This window comes from Roseburia intestinalis L1-82 (assembly GCF_900537995.1).
Taxonomy (GTDB): Bacteria; Bacillota; Clostridia; order Lachnospirales; family Lachnospiraceae; genus Roseburia; species Roseburia intestinalis.
This window is the reverse complement of sequence record NZ_LR027880.1, coordinates 1,890,858-1,905,629: the sequence shown is the minus strand read 5'-3', so window position 1 is coordinate 1,905,629 and position 14,772 is coordinate 1,890,858. Positions and strand designations below refer to the sequence as shown.

The window sequence follows — 14,772 nt, the reverse complement described above, 5'->3', positions numbered from 1 at the left end:
GTATTATATTTTCCGATTCCAAAATTTCCTAAAACTGATTTTTGTTCTACTCTCATATTTAACGCTCTGATCTTCTGAATTATTCAGAGAGGAATCCTGTCAGCGGCGAGGATGCGCTTGCCCCTCCCATTTTGACACGTCCACAGCCTGAGAGGTATGCCTTTCTTCCGGCTTCGATCGCTTCACGGAAAGCAGCTGCCATCGCCGGGATATCACCAGCCGTCGCGATTGCGGTATTTGCCATGACTGCAGCAGCTCCCATCTCCATGACTTCACATGCCTGTGACGGCTTTCCGATACCGGCATCCACGATGATCGGCAGGTCGATCTCATCGATCAGTATCTGGATAAAATCTTTTGTACAGACACCTCGGTTAGAACCGATCGGTGCTGCAAGCGGCATAATACATGCTGCACCGGCATTCTGCATATCACGCGCCGCATTGAGATCCGGGTACATATACGGCATCACGACAAATCCTTCTTTTGCTAATACTTCTACCGCTTTTGCTGTTTCATAATTGTCCGGAAGCAGATATTTCGAATCATGAATGACCTCAATTTTTACAAAATCACTTCCGCTGATCTGTCTTGACAATCTTGCTATACGAACTGCCTCCTCCGCATTGCGCGCCCCTGATGTATTTGGAAGCAGTGTCACATTTTTTGGGATGTAATCTAAGATATTAGCCACACCACCCTCATTTGCGCGGCGCAGCGCCATCGTCACGATCTCCGCCTTTGCCTCTTTCACTGCTGCATCGATCAGTTCTAAGGAATATTTTCCGGAACCCAATATAAATCTGGAAGAAAACTCATGCTCTCCTAATTTCCATGTATCTTTTGTTATTTCGCTCATCTTTTTTTCCTCTTTTCTGCTTTTCTCTTTTTTTACTTTTCTCTGTTTTTCTGCTTTTCTCTGGTTTTTTTATTTCTCTTTTTCCGGCATTTAACAACCGCCGCCCATGAAACTGACAATCTCTAAAATGTCGTCATCCTTCAAAACAACTTTTGCATAATCTTCTTTGTCCAAAATTACATAGTTGTGCTCGACTGCAATCTGCGCTAACACATAGTGATTCTGCTCTAAATAATCAAGTATCGTTGTTCCCTCCGGCAACTTTGTGTGCTTTCCGTTGATTTCCATACATCCTCCTTTAATTTTACGGAGTAAAATCCAAGTCCCTTTGGACGAGGGGAGGATTTTTCTCCTTTTAATTTTACGGTGTAATAAAAAAAGCGTTCACGAAAGAATACACCCGCGGTGGTGTACCCCTTCATGAACGCTTTGTTCACTCTGTTTGTGATAATAACATGATACAGTGGTGAAGTCAAGGAAAATTCATGTTTCACTTTACCCTCCCTCTAAAAGGATGTATACTGATACAAAATTCACAGGACACATTTTCCTATGAATCCAAAAATTTCTGGCAGAAATGGAGAACCCGATGAATACAACAATAAATAAAAACCAGACATGGTGTTCCATGTGGGGAAATGCAGTTTCAATCGCAGAACACCGCCCTGAGAGCTATGCAAAAGATATCACACTCCGCTATCCGGTCTATGCGCCGTTTGATGGAACTGCTTTAAGATTTACCTTTGATAATTACTGCGGCAGTGAACCTGTTTCCATCACGAAAGCAACTGTCTCCATCGCAGACTGTGATTTTAATTGCGATGACATTACAAGAAAAATAAATCTTTCCTGTCCCATGCAGGAATCTGCAACAGCACAGATTACTTTTTCCGGGAATTCTTCCGTGACGATCGCCGCACACGAGCGCATCATAAGTGATGACATTTTCTTTCAGGTCCAGGCAGGCCAGACTCTCTGTGTCAACCTTTATTTTGCGGATTTTACCCTGATGCAGTCAGCAGTTCTGATCACAGGCCCTCTCTCAAAAGGATTTTTTTCACTGGGAGATCAGACTTCTGCCGGCAGGCTTCCCCTTGATACAAGCAAAACGACAAACTGGTTTTATTTTCTGAGTAACATTGATATTTTGACATCTCCGGACAATCATGCCGTGATCTGCTATGGCGACTCCATCACCGCGCAGGCATGGCCGGACGAACTGATGCTCCGGCTGTTACGGGAAGGGAAAAAACATACTTCCGTTATACGCCGTGCTGCGAGCGGTACCAGAATTCTCCGCCAGTATGACTGTATTACCTATGATTCGTACGGTTTAAAGGGAAGTAACCGTTTTTCACATGAAATACCAACTTCCGGCGCAGACACCATCATTATCCAGCAGGGGATCAATGACATCATTCACCCGGTCGGATGCGACATCAATCCATTCCGCCCCATGAGTGATCTTCCAACTGCAGAAGAGCTCATAGACGGTCTCAAATGGTACGTTGATCAGGCACATGCCCTGGGATTATCTGTTTATATCGGAACACTGCTTCCAATCGAAGACTGGCGCACCTATGCACCTTTCCGTGAAGAGTTAAAAAATCAGGTGAATGAATGGATCCGCCTGACGGACGGTTTTGAGGGATGTATCGACTTCGACCTCGCAGTACAGGATCCTGATCATCCTGCAGCATTCAAAGCCGGCTATGACAGCGGCGATCATCTGCATCCGAGTAGTGCCGGTTACAAAGCCATGGCAGATGCTGTACCTAAATCCTTTCTCTATTAAAAGACGGTCTGCCCTGAGGACTTTTTGATCACAGGACGTAGTTTCCTATGAAGATTCGGGGTGGCAAAAAAAATCGCACCAAAGCGGATTTTCATCCCGTCCTGGTGCGATTTTTACAGCATTATATATGCCCGTCAGTCTCTCATTTGACCTCTTAGCTCTATGCTTCCTCTAAATGTTTTCTTACTCTCTGGATCAGCATCTCCAACGCAACTGCATTTTCCCCGCCTTCCGGGATAATGATGTCTGCACGCCGTTTGCTCGGCTCCACAAACTGCTCATGCATCGGTTTTACCGTCGTTAAATACTGATTTATGACACTGTCTAACGAACGTCCACGATCTTTTACGTCTCTTACGATTCTGCGCAGAATACGGACATCCGCATCGGTGTCTACAAACACACGGATATCCATCAGTTCACAGAGACTCGGCTCTGCAAAGATCAAAATACCCTCTAATACAATGACCGGTGCAGGTTCCACTAGGATCGTCTTATCGGAACGATTGTGGATCGTATAATCATAGACCGGCATCTGAATCGCCTTTCCTTTTTTCAGCTCTTTGATATGTTCACATAAAAGTTCTGTATCAAACGCATCCGGGTGATCATAATTTAACTTTGAGCGATCCTCATAGTTCATCTCGTCATGGCGTTTGTAATAATTATCATGGCGAAGAATACTGACTTCATCACGTCCGAAGCTGTCAACCACTTTATCTGCCAACGTCGTCTTTCCGCTTCCTGTTCCCCCTGCAATTCCAATTAAAATTGTATTTTTTGCTTCTGCCATAATACCGTATCCTTTCATATCCTGATACAGGAAAAATCCTGTTATAGAACGCAATTTCCTGCGAACGAAAAAAGCAAGCGGAACTTTTCAGGAACCACTTGCTCTCTCATCCATCCGGCATTCCGGAATCCATAAGCCAATAGTCGGACTCGAACCGACGACCTACGCATTACGAATGCGTTGCTCTACCAACTGAGCCATATTGGCAATCTGAGGTGTGTTGTCTTTCGACTCACGCCACACTTGTTCATTATATATAATTTATATAAAAAAAGCAAGACCTTTTTTATATTTTTTTAAAGCTTATTTTCTATTGACTTTTCCTATAAAATGCATAAAATAGTCTTGTTTACTTATTGTAAACAAAACATATATTTTTACAGTTACCAAAAAATTGCAGAATTGAGATTAGTCTGAAAAATAACATTTTTCACACGCAAGAATGGAGGTTCGCATGGATATCGGAAAGCGTATGAAAGAGCTTCGTATCCAGTACGGTCTGACACAGCAGGAACTTGCTGACCGCTCTGAACTGACCAAGGGATTTATTTCCCAGCTGGAACGCAACCAGAACTCTCCGTCCATCGGCACACTGCTTGACATCATACAATGTCTCGGCACAACTCCTGCCGAATTTTTTACGGACGAAGAACCGGAACAGATCGTATTTGAAAAAGATGATTATTTTGAAAAAATCAGCGAAGATGGAAATAAAATGATCGAATGGATCATACCAAATGCCCAGAAGAACAGCATGGAGCCGGTGCGCCTTACTTTAAAACCCGGTGGTTCCTCCGACACGCATCTGCCACATGCAGGCGAAGAATTCGGCTATGTATTAAAAGGAACCGTGCGTGTTTTTTACGGTGGAAGAACTTATACTGTCCGGGCAGGCGAATCTTTCTATTTCCAGGCGGGGAAAAAACATCGGCTGGAAAATAACGGCAACCGTGATGCCATCCTGATCTGGGTTTCCACACCTCCAAGTTTTTAATCTGTATTTTACATACCATTTAGAAAGGGATAACGTTTTTTACTATATTAAGAAGCGTTTTGAACACAAATGAGCAAAAAATTAATCAATCTGACAGGTATTTCAAAATCCTACGGCGATCACGTCGTATTAGATGACTTAAATTTATATATCCGCGAAAATGAATTTATCACACTCCTCGGCCCTTCCGGCTGCGGAAAGACAACCACCCTCCGCATCATCGGCGGTTTTGAGGCTCCGGATGCAGGAAGCGTTGTCTTTGACGGCAAAGATATCACGTCCCTGCCGCCAAACGAGCGTAACTTAAATACTGTTTTCCAGAAATATGCCCTTTTCCCGCATATGTCAATCGCGGAAAATATCGCATTTGGTCTGCGGATCAAGAAAAAAAGCAAAGAATATATCAATGATAAAATCCGTTATGCACTGAAATTAGTGAATCTTGAGGGTTTTGAAAACCGCTCTATTGATTCTTTGAGCGGCGGCCAGCAGCAGCGTATCGCGATCGCGCGCGCCATTGTAAATGAACCGAAAGTTCTCCTTTTAGACGAACCGCTCGGTGCCCTCGACTTAAAGCTCCGCCAGGACATGCAGTACGAGCTGATCCGCCTGAAAAATGAGCTTGGCATCACGTTCGTATTCGTTACCCATGATCAGGAAGAAGCACTTACCATATCCGATACGATCGTTGTCATGAACCAGGGGTACATCCAGCAGATCGGTACACCTGAGATGATCTACAATGAGCCTGTCAATGCATTTGTTGCCGACTTTATCGGTGACAGCAACATCATAAACGGAACCATGATCCAGGATAAAGTTGTGGAGATCTTAGGTGTGAAGATCCCATGTGTCGACGAGGGATTCGGCTGTAATACGCCGGTCGATGTTGTAATCCGTCCGGAGGATGTCGAGATCACAGAGCCTGGTGCCGGTTTTATGGATGGTGACATCGTATCCATCATCTTTAAGGGTGTACACTATGAGATCAGCATTATGGCAAACGGCTATGAATGGCTGGTTCACACCACAAAAATGTATCCGGTGGGCACGCATGTCGGCATCAACGTGATCCCGTTTAACATCCAGATCATGAACAAACCGGAATCTGAGGATGAGGAGGCCGTGGAGATCGATGCGTAAATTAGGCAGACAGCTTTTAGCAGGACCTTATCTGGTATGGATAATCGGATTTATCCTGCTGCCGATCGTTATTATCTTATATTATGCGTTTACAAATACTTCGGGTGCTTTTACCTGGGACAATATCGCAGCGATTGCAGACCCGGTACATGTAAAATCCATTCTGCTTTCCTTAAAGCTCGGATTTTTCTGTACAGTAGTCTGTCTGCTGCTTGCCTATCCGCTTGCGATGATCTTAAACAGTTTTCATTTTAAGCATCAGAGTTTTGTCGTATTTTTATTTGTACTTCCGATGTGGATGAATTTTATGCTGCGTATCCTTGCCTGGCGGCTTTTACTCTCCAACAACGGTATCGTAAACGCACTGTTTGGTCTCTTTGGCTTTGGCCCGGTGAAAATGTTAAATACACCGACCGCCGTTGTATTCGGCATGGTATATGACTTTCTGCCATTTATGATCCTGCCGATCTATAACTCCATAGCGCGCATCAAACCGGACGTTATCGAAGCTGCAAAAGACCTGGGTGCAAATTCAAGGATCGTACTGATCCGCATTATCTTTCCGCTGACACTCTCCGGCGTGATCAGCGGAATCGTCATGGTTTTCGTTCCGGCTCTTACCTCTTTCGTGATCTCCGATCTGCTCGGCGGTGGTAAAGTGCTTTTGATCGGAAATGTCATTGAACAGGAATTTATGCAGGGAAGCAACTGGAATTTGGGCTCCGGACTTTCCGTTGTACTTATGATTTTCGTCATCGCAAGTATGGCGGTCATGAATATTTTTGATAAAGATCAGGGAGGAACTGCTGTATGGTAAAGAAGGCTGCATCCCGCATTTATCTTGCGGTCATCTTTTTATTTTTATATCTTCCGATTCTTGTTTTGGTCGTTCTTTCCTTTAACAATTCCAAATCAAGAGTCGTATGGGGCGGATTTACTTTAAAATGGTACGCCTCCTGTTTTACAGACAAAACGATCATGAACGCACTGATCATGACGCTGCAGATCACACTTTGCGCCGCAGTACTCTCCACGCTGATCGGCACACTCGCTGCCATCGGCATCAGTGCGATGAAAAAACGTGGCACCACACTGATGCTCGGTGCAACCAACATCCCGCTGTTAAACGCGGATATCGTGACCGGAATATCACTCATGCTGCTTTTTGTAAAATTTTTAAATCTGGGCTTTGTAACGGTGCTCATTGCACACATTACATTTGATATCCCGTATGTGATTTTAAATGTACTTCCAAAATTAAAGCAGGTAAACCGGAACACCTATGAAGCGGCCTTAGATCTTGGTGCCTCCCCGCTTTATGCCTTTTATAAAGTGACCTGGCCGGATATCAAATCCGGTGTGTTTTCCGGATTCTTAATGGCTGTCACCATGTCCCTGGATGATTTTTCCATCACCTTTTTTACCAAGGGTGCCGGTGTGAACACACTTTCGACCATGCTCTACACAGAACTTCGAAAAGGTGTACGTCCGGAGCTTTATGCACTTTCCACACTGCTGTTTTTTGCCGCATTTCTGCTGCTGCTTGTCATGAACCGCAGATCGTCTAAGAACAGCCAGTAATTACAGATACGCCGTATTATCCGGCAGATCGTGAGGATATCATGAAAAAATATATTGTTTTTCCGCTTTTACTTCTCGGCGCTTTTTTTGCCGCAGGCTGTGGAACAAAAAATACCGCTGACGATAATTCGCTGGTCGTTTTAAATTATGGAAAATATATGGACAGTTCTGTTTTAAAACTGTTTGAACAGGAAACCGGCATCCATGTTAAATTAGAAGAATATGAAAGCCCGGAGGAAATGTATACGAAATATAAAGCCGGTTCGATCGGTTATGACTTAATCTGCACTTCCGACTATATGGTAGAACGTCTGATCTCGGAGGGCGAAGTAAATAAGATCGACTTCAGCAGTTTTTCGAATTACCAAAATATTGATCCGTCGATCATCGATGCGGCAAGGATCTTTGACCCGGATGCCTCTTACTCCATGCCCTATTTTTACGGAACGCTCGGCATCCTCTACAATACCACGATGGTCACAGATGATGAGGTGTCCTCCTGGAATATCCTGTGGGATGAACACTACAAAGATTCCATCATTATGCAGAATTCTGTCCGTGATTCGTTTGTCCCGGCTCTTCGCCTGTTAAATTATGACATCAATACAGAAAACGAGACCGAACTGAATAATGCCGTTGATCTTCTGATCAAACAAAAACCTCTTGTGTACGCCTATTATGTGGATGAGACTTCCGATGAAATGGCTGCCGGAAATGCGGCAATGGCATTAGTTTATTCCGGGGAAGCAGCCACTGCGATGGAATTAAATGATGACCTCTCCTATACGGTTCCAAAAGAAGGTTCCAACCTCTGGATCGATTCCTGGTTCATTCCAAAGAGCTGTAAAAATCAGGAAAATGCTGAAAAATTTCTCGATTTCCTATGCCGTGAGGACGTTGCCATGAAAAATTTTGATTATGTCTGCTATGCCACACCAAACCTTGCTGTGATTGATGCACTTGACGATGAGACTCTGAGTGATACCACCATTTTCCCGCCACAGGAAACACTGGATAACTGTACCGTGTACAAACAGTTTGATGAATCCACAACTTCGCTTTACAGCTATCTCTGGAAAAAATTAAAATCCGAATAATTTTTCTTGCATTTGTAGTATGCATGTGTTATAGTAAGTCCACGCAGTGTTTTGCGTGGACTTTCCCCATTTTAGAAACAGTAATATCTTCTCCTGCACCGCGGATTTATCGTGGATAGATTCGTATTTACAGGAGGTCTTTATGACATATCAGACATTTAAACAGCAGATCAGACAATCTTTACAGGACGCATTTGGTTCTGACGTTTCCATTATCCTGCAGGACATTTTAAAAAATAACAATACCCACTTAGACGGTCTGACCGTTTTAACTCCGGGCTGCAATATCTCACCGACCATTTATCTGAATGACTATTTTCATGCATATGAAAACGGCCGGCCCATTTCTGATATCTGCACCGAGATCAGGGACATTTATCAGCAGAACAAACCCGCCCACAGTGTTGATATTTCCTTTTTCACATGCTATGAGAAGGTTCAGTCCCGCATTATCTTTAAGCTGATCAATTACGAGCGCAACAAGGCGCTGTTAACAGATGTTCCCCATTTTCGTTTTCTTGATTTGGCGATCGTATTCAACTGTCTGATCGGCATTGATCCGGACGATATCAGCCAGTCATTTTCAGAAGAAAAGATTTCCTGCTCTCCGTCAGCCTCTGGCAGCTCTGCCACGATCCTGATCCATAACCATCATCTTTCCTTCTGGAATATCACAAAAGATGACCTGTATGCACTTGCATGCAAAAACACACCGGATCTCCAGCATTATGAGCTTCGCAATATGAGCGACGTGCTAAAAGAACTTCTTTCCGATGACGACAGCTCCGCCATCCTTGCTCCACCGGCACCTTTTCCGATGTATGTGCTGTCCAATCATACAAAATTAAACGGCTCTGCATGTATCCTGTATCAGGATCTGCTAAAAAACTTCGCAGAGCACTTAAGAAGTGATCTTTATATCCTTCCAAGCAGCATCCACGAAGTTCTCATCATTCCCGTCAATTCTTTTGCCACACCGGCCGATCCTCTGCTATCCTCCGCAAACAGTCCCGCAGATACCCGTCAGCAGTCCTATCGGGAACTCTCGGAAATGGTTCAGGAAGTCAATGCCACACAGCTTTCCACAGAGGATATTCTCTCCGACCATGTATATTATTATTCAAGGGAAAGCAGCCGTATTACCATGTAAATTATTTTTCAAAAAAGTGACCGTATTACCATGTAAACTTTGTCATCAGACTGTCGTACAACTTTTCATATTCTGCCACCGATGCGTTCCAGGAGAAATCCTGACTCATACCGTGTTTTATCAGTATATCCCAGTCATTTTTATGCTGGTAAAATACGGATAACGCATAACGGATTGTCGCTAACATCTCATGCGCATTATAATTTGCAAAGGAGAATCCGGTTCCCTCTTTCGTATATTCATTATACGGAATGACGGTATCCTTAAGACCACCCGTTTCACGCACGATCGGAACCGTGCCATAACGAAGGCTCATCAGCTGGCTTAAACCACAAGGCTCAAACAAAGACGGCATCAAAAATGCATCACAGGAGGCATAAATCTGATGGGCAAGTTCCTCTGAATAGCCGATATGTACCTTCATCTTATCCGGATATTTTCCCGCAAAGTAAGACAGCATATCCTGATATCGTGCCTCTCCGGTTCCTGCCACAACAAACTGGACACGCTCGGTACTGAGCAGTTCATCCATGATATATGCGATCAGATCAAACCCTTTCTGGTCTGTCATACGCGATACCATACCGATCAGAAATACGTCCCCGTCTACCGGAAGAGACACATTTTTTTGCAGACGTGTTTTGTTGAGAGCCTTTCCTTCCTTATAATTCACCTCGTTATAATGATTGGTCAGATAGACATCTTTCTGTGGATCATATTCTGTATAATCCAGGCCATTTAAAATACCGAAAAGTTTATCCCTGCACGCATACATAAGTCCTTCTAATCCTTCACCGCCCTCTGGTGTCGTGATCTCATAGGCATAAGTCGGACTGACTGTGGTGACTGCATCTGCATAGACCACACCGCCTTTTAAGTAATTCGCCTCACCGTAAGACTCTAACTTATCTGAGGCAAAAATCTGTTCCGGCAGTCCGGTAATATCCATAACTGCAGGCAGTTTCCATCTTCCCTGAAATTTCAGATTATGGATGGAAAATACCGTCTTTATACCCGTATAGTATTCCTCATCTCCATATAAAGTACGCAAAAATACCGGAAGCAGTCCCGTCTGCCAGTCATGACAGTGGATGATATCCGGACAGAAATCAAGATACGGCAATGCCTCTAACACTGCTTTTGAAAAGAATGCGAACTTCTCCACGTCCTCATAAATATTGTTGTACGGTGCATTTCCCGCAAAATAAAATTCATTGTCGACCAGATAGTAAGTAATTCCATCATACGTTGTTTCAAAAATCCCAACGTATTGTTTCCTCCAGCTTAAATTCACATAAAAATGGCATAAAAAATGAAGCTGTCCTTTCCACCGTTCTTCCATGCAGACATATTTTGGAAGAATGACCCTCACATCATAATTCTTCTTGTCAAAATATTTTGGCAATGAGCCTGTTACATCTGCAAGTCCTCCGGTTTTCATAAAAGGCACAGCTTCTGAAGCCGCAAATAATATTTTTTTCATGTCATAAACCCTCCAGCCCCAAAAATTTATTCTTCTATAAACTTTTGAAAATCTAAAGAATATTATAACTCTTTTTTACTTTTCTGAAAAGTATTAATACATTTTATGTTCCAGACGAATACGGTCTGTGATCAGCGCGATAAATTCTGAGTTGGTCGGCTTTCCTTTTCCATTGTGGATCGTATAACCGAACATCTCATCGATCGTATCCATCTTTCCCCTGCTCCATGCTACCTCGATCGCGTGACGGATCGCTCTCTCCACTCTGCTTGATGTTGTCTGGTATTTCTTTGCAATCGTCGGGTATAGGATCTTTGTGATGGAATTTAACATCTCCATATCATTCACGGACATAACAATGGCATCCCTTAAGTACTGATATCCTTTGATATGTGCCGGAACACCGATCTCATGGATGATCTCCGTCACATCCGCTTCAAGACTGCGCTCGCTGACCGGCTCTGCCTTTTCATATGCATTTATCTTACGTTTTTCCATTCCGGGCACACTGCGGTTTTTGATCCGTTTGATCCGGTCAATGATCATATCATTATCAAATGGTTTCATAATGTAATACGATGCCCCCATGTTGATCGCATCTTCCGTGATACGATCTTGTCCGATTGCACTGATCATGATAAATGCCGGGTGTTTTTTGATCGTTTTATCCTTGTTCACACGGCTAAGTACCCCAAGTCCGTCTAACTTTGGCATTACTATGTCAAGCAGCACGATATCCGGCTCTTTTGTTTTTATCACACGATAAGCTTCCTCACCGTCTTTTGCTGTTCCTACCACATTCAACTCATCATCACTTTCGATAATATCCCCTAATAACTGTAACATTATCTCATTATCATCAGCAATTGCTACACTTAATTTTTCCATTTCAAGCCCTCCTGTGACAAAACAATAGAAAGTGCGCCTCGCGAACTTTCTATTATCATAAATTATTTGTAAATTGATGATACTTATTTTCACTCAAATTATTTTGTCGAATGTAGTCGTCAAGCGCAAAAATTTACATAAATTATGGATTATTCTACAATAATACGAAATCCATCCCTTCCGTTTTCTTTTACTTCATACAATGCTTTATCCGCATGTTCAATCAGACTATTTCTGCTTTCCTGTCTGCTTGGCAGGAAACTTGCATATCCCTGTGAAATCGTGACGGCTGCCTGTCTGCCAGAATCCTTATCCTCTATATGCAGCTGCTGCAGTTCTTTTTTTATCGTTTCTGCAATGGAAGTGATCGTATTTTCTTCCCCGTTCTGGATAAGCAGTACAAACTCATCCCCGCCAAACCTGTATGCCTTTCCACGTTTTTCCACGGCATTCTTCAAAACATCAGCAACATGTCGAAGACAACGATCCCCCTGAATATGCCCATATGTATCATTATGCTGTTTAAAGCAGTCGATATCAAGCACTCCGACAGCAATCTTTTCGCCTGTTTTTATTGCATGTTCAATCACATCCACAGCATCCTTCTCTAACATATACCGGTTGCCCAGCCCTGTCAGTGCATCCTGATTGGAACGTACCTCCGCATGTCTGCGTTGTTCTTCCTTTTCCTGAAGTTCAATCTTTAAGTCGATCGCACATGCACGTTCCTCATTGTCTGCTTTTTTCTGCTGCTGAGCCACATCTACATAGTGAATGCAGAGCTTTACATACTGCTCGTTGTCCCCAAGCTCCTTATAGTAATCCAGCCACATTTCATTGAGAATCATTTCATAATAAATGCTGTTCTGTTTCTTTGCATGCTGCTCAAATGCCAGAATCACTCTTTTCCACTTGTCAAACTCCTGCATATCTTTCAGCAGGCCGCACAAGTCACTTACATCTTCAATATAATCTGCTGCATTTGAATCATCAATTCCACCCTTTATCAATTCATCCAAATGCTCATACACATATTCTTTTTCCCCAATGTTCCAGTAAAGTCTTGATTTCAATGTCAGATAAGAGTAACGATACATTTCATTCACAATACCCTGGCTGCATTTTTCTAATTTAAGAAGTTCCTTGCGTGCATCGTCAAGCCGGTCAAGTTCCCCATAGGACTTCATGAGATTCATGTGTGTAATCAGATACCTGATCTGAAAATTCTCATTCTCTGTGTCTGTCACTTTTTCAAGTTCATCTGCAGACCTTTCAAAATATCCAATCGCCTTTTGGTGCTGCCGTAACTCCTGATATCTGGAACCTATGTTATTATACGCCAATGCCAGAACGGATGTTATTCCATGTCTTTTTGAACACTCTAACACTTCTAAATAACAATCCATTGCAGCCGATTCATTTCCAAGCGACACATAGATGACACCCATCATATTCTGCGCAAATGCATACTGTTCATAATTTTTTTCCATCCGATAGATATCGATTGCATTCTGCGTTAAAGTTGCCGCCTTATTTAATTCTTTTGAAAAAAAGGCTGTCCGGCCTTCCTCCATATATTCCGCCGCTAATTTCTCTATTTCACTCTCTGTATGCATATGCCACCCATTTACAAAAACTGTCACTTTTTGTTTCATAATACCATATTTGCCTGTGATGTTAAAGCATTTTCTCAATGAATATCCCATAACCCCTGGTCGGATCATTGACGAGCACATGTGTAACGGCCCCGATCAGTTTCCCGTCCTGTATGATCGGACTGCCGCTCATTCCCTGTACGATCCCGCCTGTCAGCTCTAAAAGTTCAGGGTCTGTAACCCGGATCAGGATTCCTTTATTTTCCTCTTTTCCGCTGTAATCAACACTTTCCACCATCACTTCATATTTTTTACTCTCCCCGGAAACAGACGATACAATAAACGCACTTCCGGTCCTGATATCCTGTTTATAACGCACCTCATAACACTCCCCGGTTTCTAACCACTTTAAGTTTCCGTTTAAGACTCCATGAATCCCAAGACCGGTGTTTTGCATGATCGAACCTATTCTTGTACTGTCTCCGTATTGAATAATACCGGAAAGTTCTCCCGGAGTGCCTGACTTTCCTTTCTTTATGCCTACAATATCTGTATGATAAAGATACCCTTCCGCCATACTCATGATCGTTCCGGTATCGCTGTCACTCACTGCATGTCCAAGTGCTGCATAGGTTCCATCTGCTTTGTAATAAGTAAGTGTTCCTACTCCCGCAAGGTCGTCCCTCACCCAGACACCAAGCATATATTTTCCACTGACACTCTTTACCGGATCCAGGGAAACCTCAATATATTCCTCGCCACGCATGATTCCAAGAATATCTTTTTCTCCTCCGGCTTCGTTCACTGCTGCAGCAAGGTCTTCTTTCTCGCTGACTGCCATCCCATTGACACTGACAATATAATCTCCGCTTTTTACAAGATTTTCTGACGGCTTTACCTCCCGTCCATCTACCCTCTCCACTTCCCCATTCCCGATCACAAGTACTCCTTTTGTTTTCGCATAAATTCCAACCGGCATTCCACTGGCATAAACCGTTTCCGGTTCCACCAGCATAACCGTGATATCTTTAACGGGAAAAATTCCAAATAATCTGCAATTTACACAATACGTAAGCGGTGAATCTTTTGTCAGATATTCAAATACCTCCGTACTGTCCTGCTTTAGCACAACACTGACCGGAACATCAAAATCATAAGATACCGTTTCTCCCGCTCTCACATATATCTCATCCGGCACAGCATTCTCAAACGATTTTACCGCAAAAATCAACGTAAAAAAGAATCCCATACAGGTAAGATTTTGTATAATTCTGTAATAAGCACTTATCTTTTTCATTCTCTCTCTCCTGTTTTCCCCATCTTTCGCAAAAAAAGAAGATATCCTGTTTCGATATCCCCTTTTTATTATATGTGCTTTTTTCTTTTTCACGCTG

At 43.1% G+C, this 14,772-nt stretch carries 14 protein-coding genes and 1 tRNA gene; 7 read left to right on the top strand and 8 right to left on the bottom strand.

Annotated features, from left to right (window positions below; all coding sequences use genetic code 11):
- Nucleotides 1-79: 79 nt before the first annotated feature.
- Together RIL182_RS08920 and thiS are read right to left on the bottom strand one after the other, a co-directional pair.
- Nucleotides 80-859, bottom strand: a complete 780-nt coding sequence (locus RIL182_RS08920; RefSeq protein ID WP_006857665.1) for a thiazole synthase — start codon at nucleotides 857-859, stop codon at nucleotides 80-82.
- Nucleotides 860-949: 90 nt separating this feature from the next.
- The gene (thiS, locus tag RIL182_RS08915; protein WP_006857664.1) at nucleotides 950-1,147 is read right to left on the bottom strand and encodes a sulfur carrier protein ThiS; all 198 of its coding nucleotides are present in this window, start codon (nucleotides 1,145-1,147) and stop codon (nucleotides 950-952) included.
- Nucleotides 1,148-1,436: 289 nt separating this feature from the next.
- On the opposite strand from thiS, the gene RIL182_RS08910 reads away from it, so the two are divergent.
- Complete coding sequence (locus RIL182_RS08910; protein WP_006857713.1) at nucleotides 1,437-2,654, top strand: GDSL-type esterase/lipase family protein; 1,218 nt, start codon at nucleotides 1,437-1,439, stop codon at nucleotides 2,652-2,654.
- A gap of 160 nt (nucleotides 2,655-2,814) precedes the next feature.
- On the opposite strand, the gene udk is transcribed toward RIL182_RS08910, so the two are convergent.
- Complete coding sequence (gene udk, locus RIL182_RS08905; protein WP_015560639.1) at nucleotides 2,815-3,447, bottom strand: uridine kinase; 633 nt, start codon at nucleotides 3,445-3,447, stop codon at nucleotides 2,815-2,817.
- Between the two features lie 134 nt (nucleotides 3,448-3,581).
- Nucleotides 3,582-3,654, bottom strand: a tRNA-Thr gene (locus RIL182_RS08900).
- Between the two features lie 247 nt (nucleotides 3,655-3,901).
- Between RIL182_RS08900 and RIL182_RS08895 the strand changes: the two genes are divergently transcribed.
- The 6 genes from RIL182_RS08895 (at nucleotide 3,902) to RIL182_RS08870 (ending at nucleotide 9,412) form a co-directional block, all read left to right on the top strand.
- The gene (locus tag RIL182_RS08895; RefSeq protein WP_015560640.1) at nucleotides 3,902-4,441 is read left to right on the top strand and encodes a cupin domain-containing protein; all 540 of its coding nucleotides are present in this window, start codon (nucleotides 3,902-3,904) and stop codon (nucleotides 4,439-4,441) included.
- A gap of 69 nt (nucleotides 4,442-4,510) precedes the next feature.
- Nucleotides 4,511-5,584 carry an ABC transporter ATP-binding protein gene (locus RIL182_RS08890; RefSeq protein ID WP_006857663.1) on the top strand — a complete coding sequence of 358 codons (1,074 nt, stop codon included), beginning with the start codon at nucleotides 4,511-4,513 and terminating at the stop codon, nucleotides 5,582-5,584.
- Nucleotides 5,577-6,401 carry an ABC transporter permease gene (locus tag RIL182_RS08885; RefSeq protein ID WP_015520636.1) on the top strand — a complete coding sequence of 275 codons (825 nt, stop codon included), beginning with the start codon at nucleotides 5,577-5,579 and terminating at the stop codon, nucleotides 6,399-6,401. Before RIL182_RS08890 ends, RIL182_RS08885 begins: the two co-directional genes overlap by 8 nt.
- Nucleotides 6,395-7,165 carry an ABC transporter permease gene (locus RIL182_RS08880; protein WP_006857660.1) on the top strand — a complete coding sequence of 257 codons (771 nt, stop codon included), beginning with the start codon at nucleotides 6,395-6,397 and terminating at the stop codon, nucleotides 7,163-7,165. The genes RIL182_RS08885 and RIL182_RS08880 overlap by 7 nt, the downstream gene beginning before the upstream one ends.
- 41 nt (nucleotides 7,166-7,206) lie before the next feature.
- Nucleotides 7,207-8,262, top strand: coding sequence for an ABC transporter substrate-binding protein (locus tag RIL182_RS08875; RefSeq protein WP_006857659.1), 1,056 nt, complete (start codon nucleotides 7,207-7,209; stop codon nucleotides 8,260-8,262).
- 142 nt (nucleotides 8,263-8,404) lie between these two features.
- Nucleotides 8,405-9,412, top strand: a complete 1,008-nt coding sequence (locus RIL182_RS08870) for a DUF5688 family protein (RefSeq protein ID WP_006857658.1) — start codon at nucleotides 8,405-8,407, stop codon at nucleotides 9,410-9,412.
- Nucleotides 9,413-9,437: 25 nt separating this feature from the next.
- Here the strand turns inward: RIL182_RS08870 and glgA are convergent, their stop codons facing one another.
- The 4 genes from glgA to spoIVB form a co-directional block, all read right to left on the bottom strand.
- Nucleotides 9,438-10,895 (bottom strand): glycogen synthase GlgA, encoded by a 1,458-nt coding sequence (gene glgA / locus RIL182_RS08865; protein WP_006857657.1) that lies wholly within the window; start codon nucleotides 10,893-10,895, stop codon nucleotides 9,438-9,440.
- A gap of 93 nt (nucleotides 10,896-10,988) precedes the next feature.
- Nucleotides 10,989-11,783 carry a sporulation transcription factor Spo0A gene (gene spo0A / locus RIL182_RS08860; RefSeq protein WP_015520632.1) on the bottom strand — a complete coding sequence of 265 codons (795 nt, stop codon included), beginning with the start codon at nucleotides 11,781-11,783 and terminating at the stop codon, nucleotides 10,989-10,991.
- Nucleotides 11,784-11,932: 149 nt separating this feature from the next.
- Nucleotides 11,933-13,438 (bottom strand): GGDEF domain-containing protein, encoded by a 1,506-nt coding sequence (locus RIL182_RS08855; protein WP_243128747.1) that lies wholly within the window; start codon nucleotides 13,436-13,438, stop codon nucleotides 11,933-11,935.
- Nucleotides 13,439-13,460: 22 nt separating this feature from the next.
- A complete protein-coding gene (spoIVB, locus tag RIL182_RS08850) occupies nucleotides 13,461-14,675 on the bottom strand; it encodes a SpoIVB peptidase (RefSeq protein WP_118597840.1) in 1,215 nt (404 codons plus the stop codon).
- Nucleotides 14,676-14,772 lie beyond the last annotated feature (97 nt).

Excerpts from the sequence above, each read along its gene's own strand:
- RIL182_RS08920 (WP_006857665.1), bottom strand. The coding sequence starts at position 859 with ATGAGCGAAATAACAAAAGATACATGGAAATTAGGAGAGCATGAGTTT.
- spoIVB (WP_118597840.1), bottom strand. The coding sequence starts at position 14,675 with ATGAAAAAGATAAGTGCTTATTACAGAATTATACAAAATCTTACCTGT.
- RIL182_RS08910 (WP_006857713.1), top strand. The coding sequence starts at position 1,437 with ATGGAGAACCCGATGAATACAACAATAAATAAAAACCAGACATGGTGT.
- RIL182_RS08880 (WP_006857660.1), top strand. The coding sequence starts at position 6,395 with ATGGTAAAGAAGGCTGCATCCCGCATTTATCTTGCGGTCATCTTTTTA.
- RIL182_RS08895 (WP_015560640.1), top strand. The coding sequence starts at position 3,902 with ATGGATATCGGAAAGCGTATGAAAGAGCTTCGTATCCAGTACGGTCTG.
- spo0A (WP_015520632.1), bottom strand. The coding sequence starts at position 11,783 with ATGGAAAAATTAAGTGTAGCAATTGCTGATGATAATGAGATAATGTTA.
- RIL182_RS08890 (WP_006857663.1), top strand. The coding sequence starts at position 4,511 with ATGAGCAAAAAATTAATCAATCTGACAGGTATTTCAAAATCCTACGGC.
- glgA (WP_006857657.1), bottom strand. The coding sequence starts at position 10,895 with ATGAAAAAAATATTATTTGCGGCTTCAGAAGCTGTGCCTTTTATGAAA.
- RIL182_RS08885 (WP_015520636.1), top strand. The coding sequence starts at position 5,577 with ATGCGTAAATTAGGCAGACAGCTTTTAGCAGGACCTTATCTGGTATGG.
- thiS (WP_006857664.1), bottom strand. The coding sequence starts at position 1,147 with ATGGAAATCAACGGAAAGCACACAAAGTTGCCGGAGGGAACAACGATA.
- RIL182_RS08855 (WP_243128747.1), bottom strand. The coding sequence starts at position 13,438 with ATGAAACAAAAAGTGACAGTTTTTGTAAATGGGTGGCATATGCATACA.
- RIL182_RS08875 (WP_006857659.1), top strand. The coding sequence starts at position 7,207 with ATGAAAAAATATATTGTTTTTCCGCTTTTACTTCTCGGCGCTTTTTTT.
- udk (WP_015560639.1), bottom strand. The coding sequence starts at position 3,447 with ATGGCAGAAGCAAAAAATACAATTTTAATTGGAATTGCAGGGGGAACA.
- RIL182_RS08870 (WP_006857658.1), top strand. The coding sequence starts at position 8,405 with ATGACATATCAGACATTTAAACAGCAGATCAGACAATCTTTACAGGAC.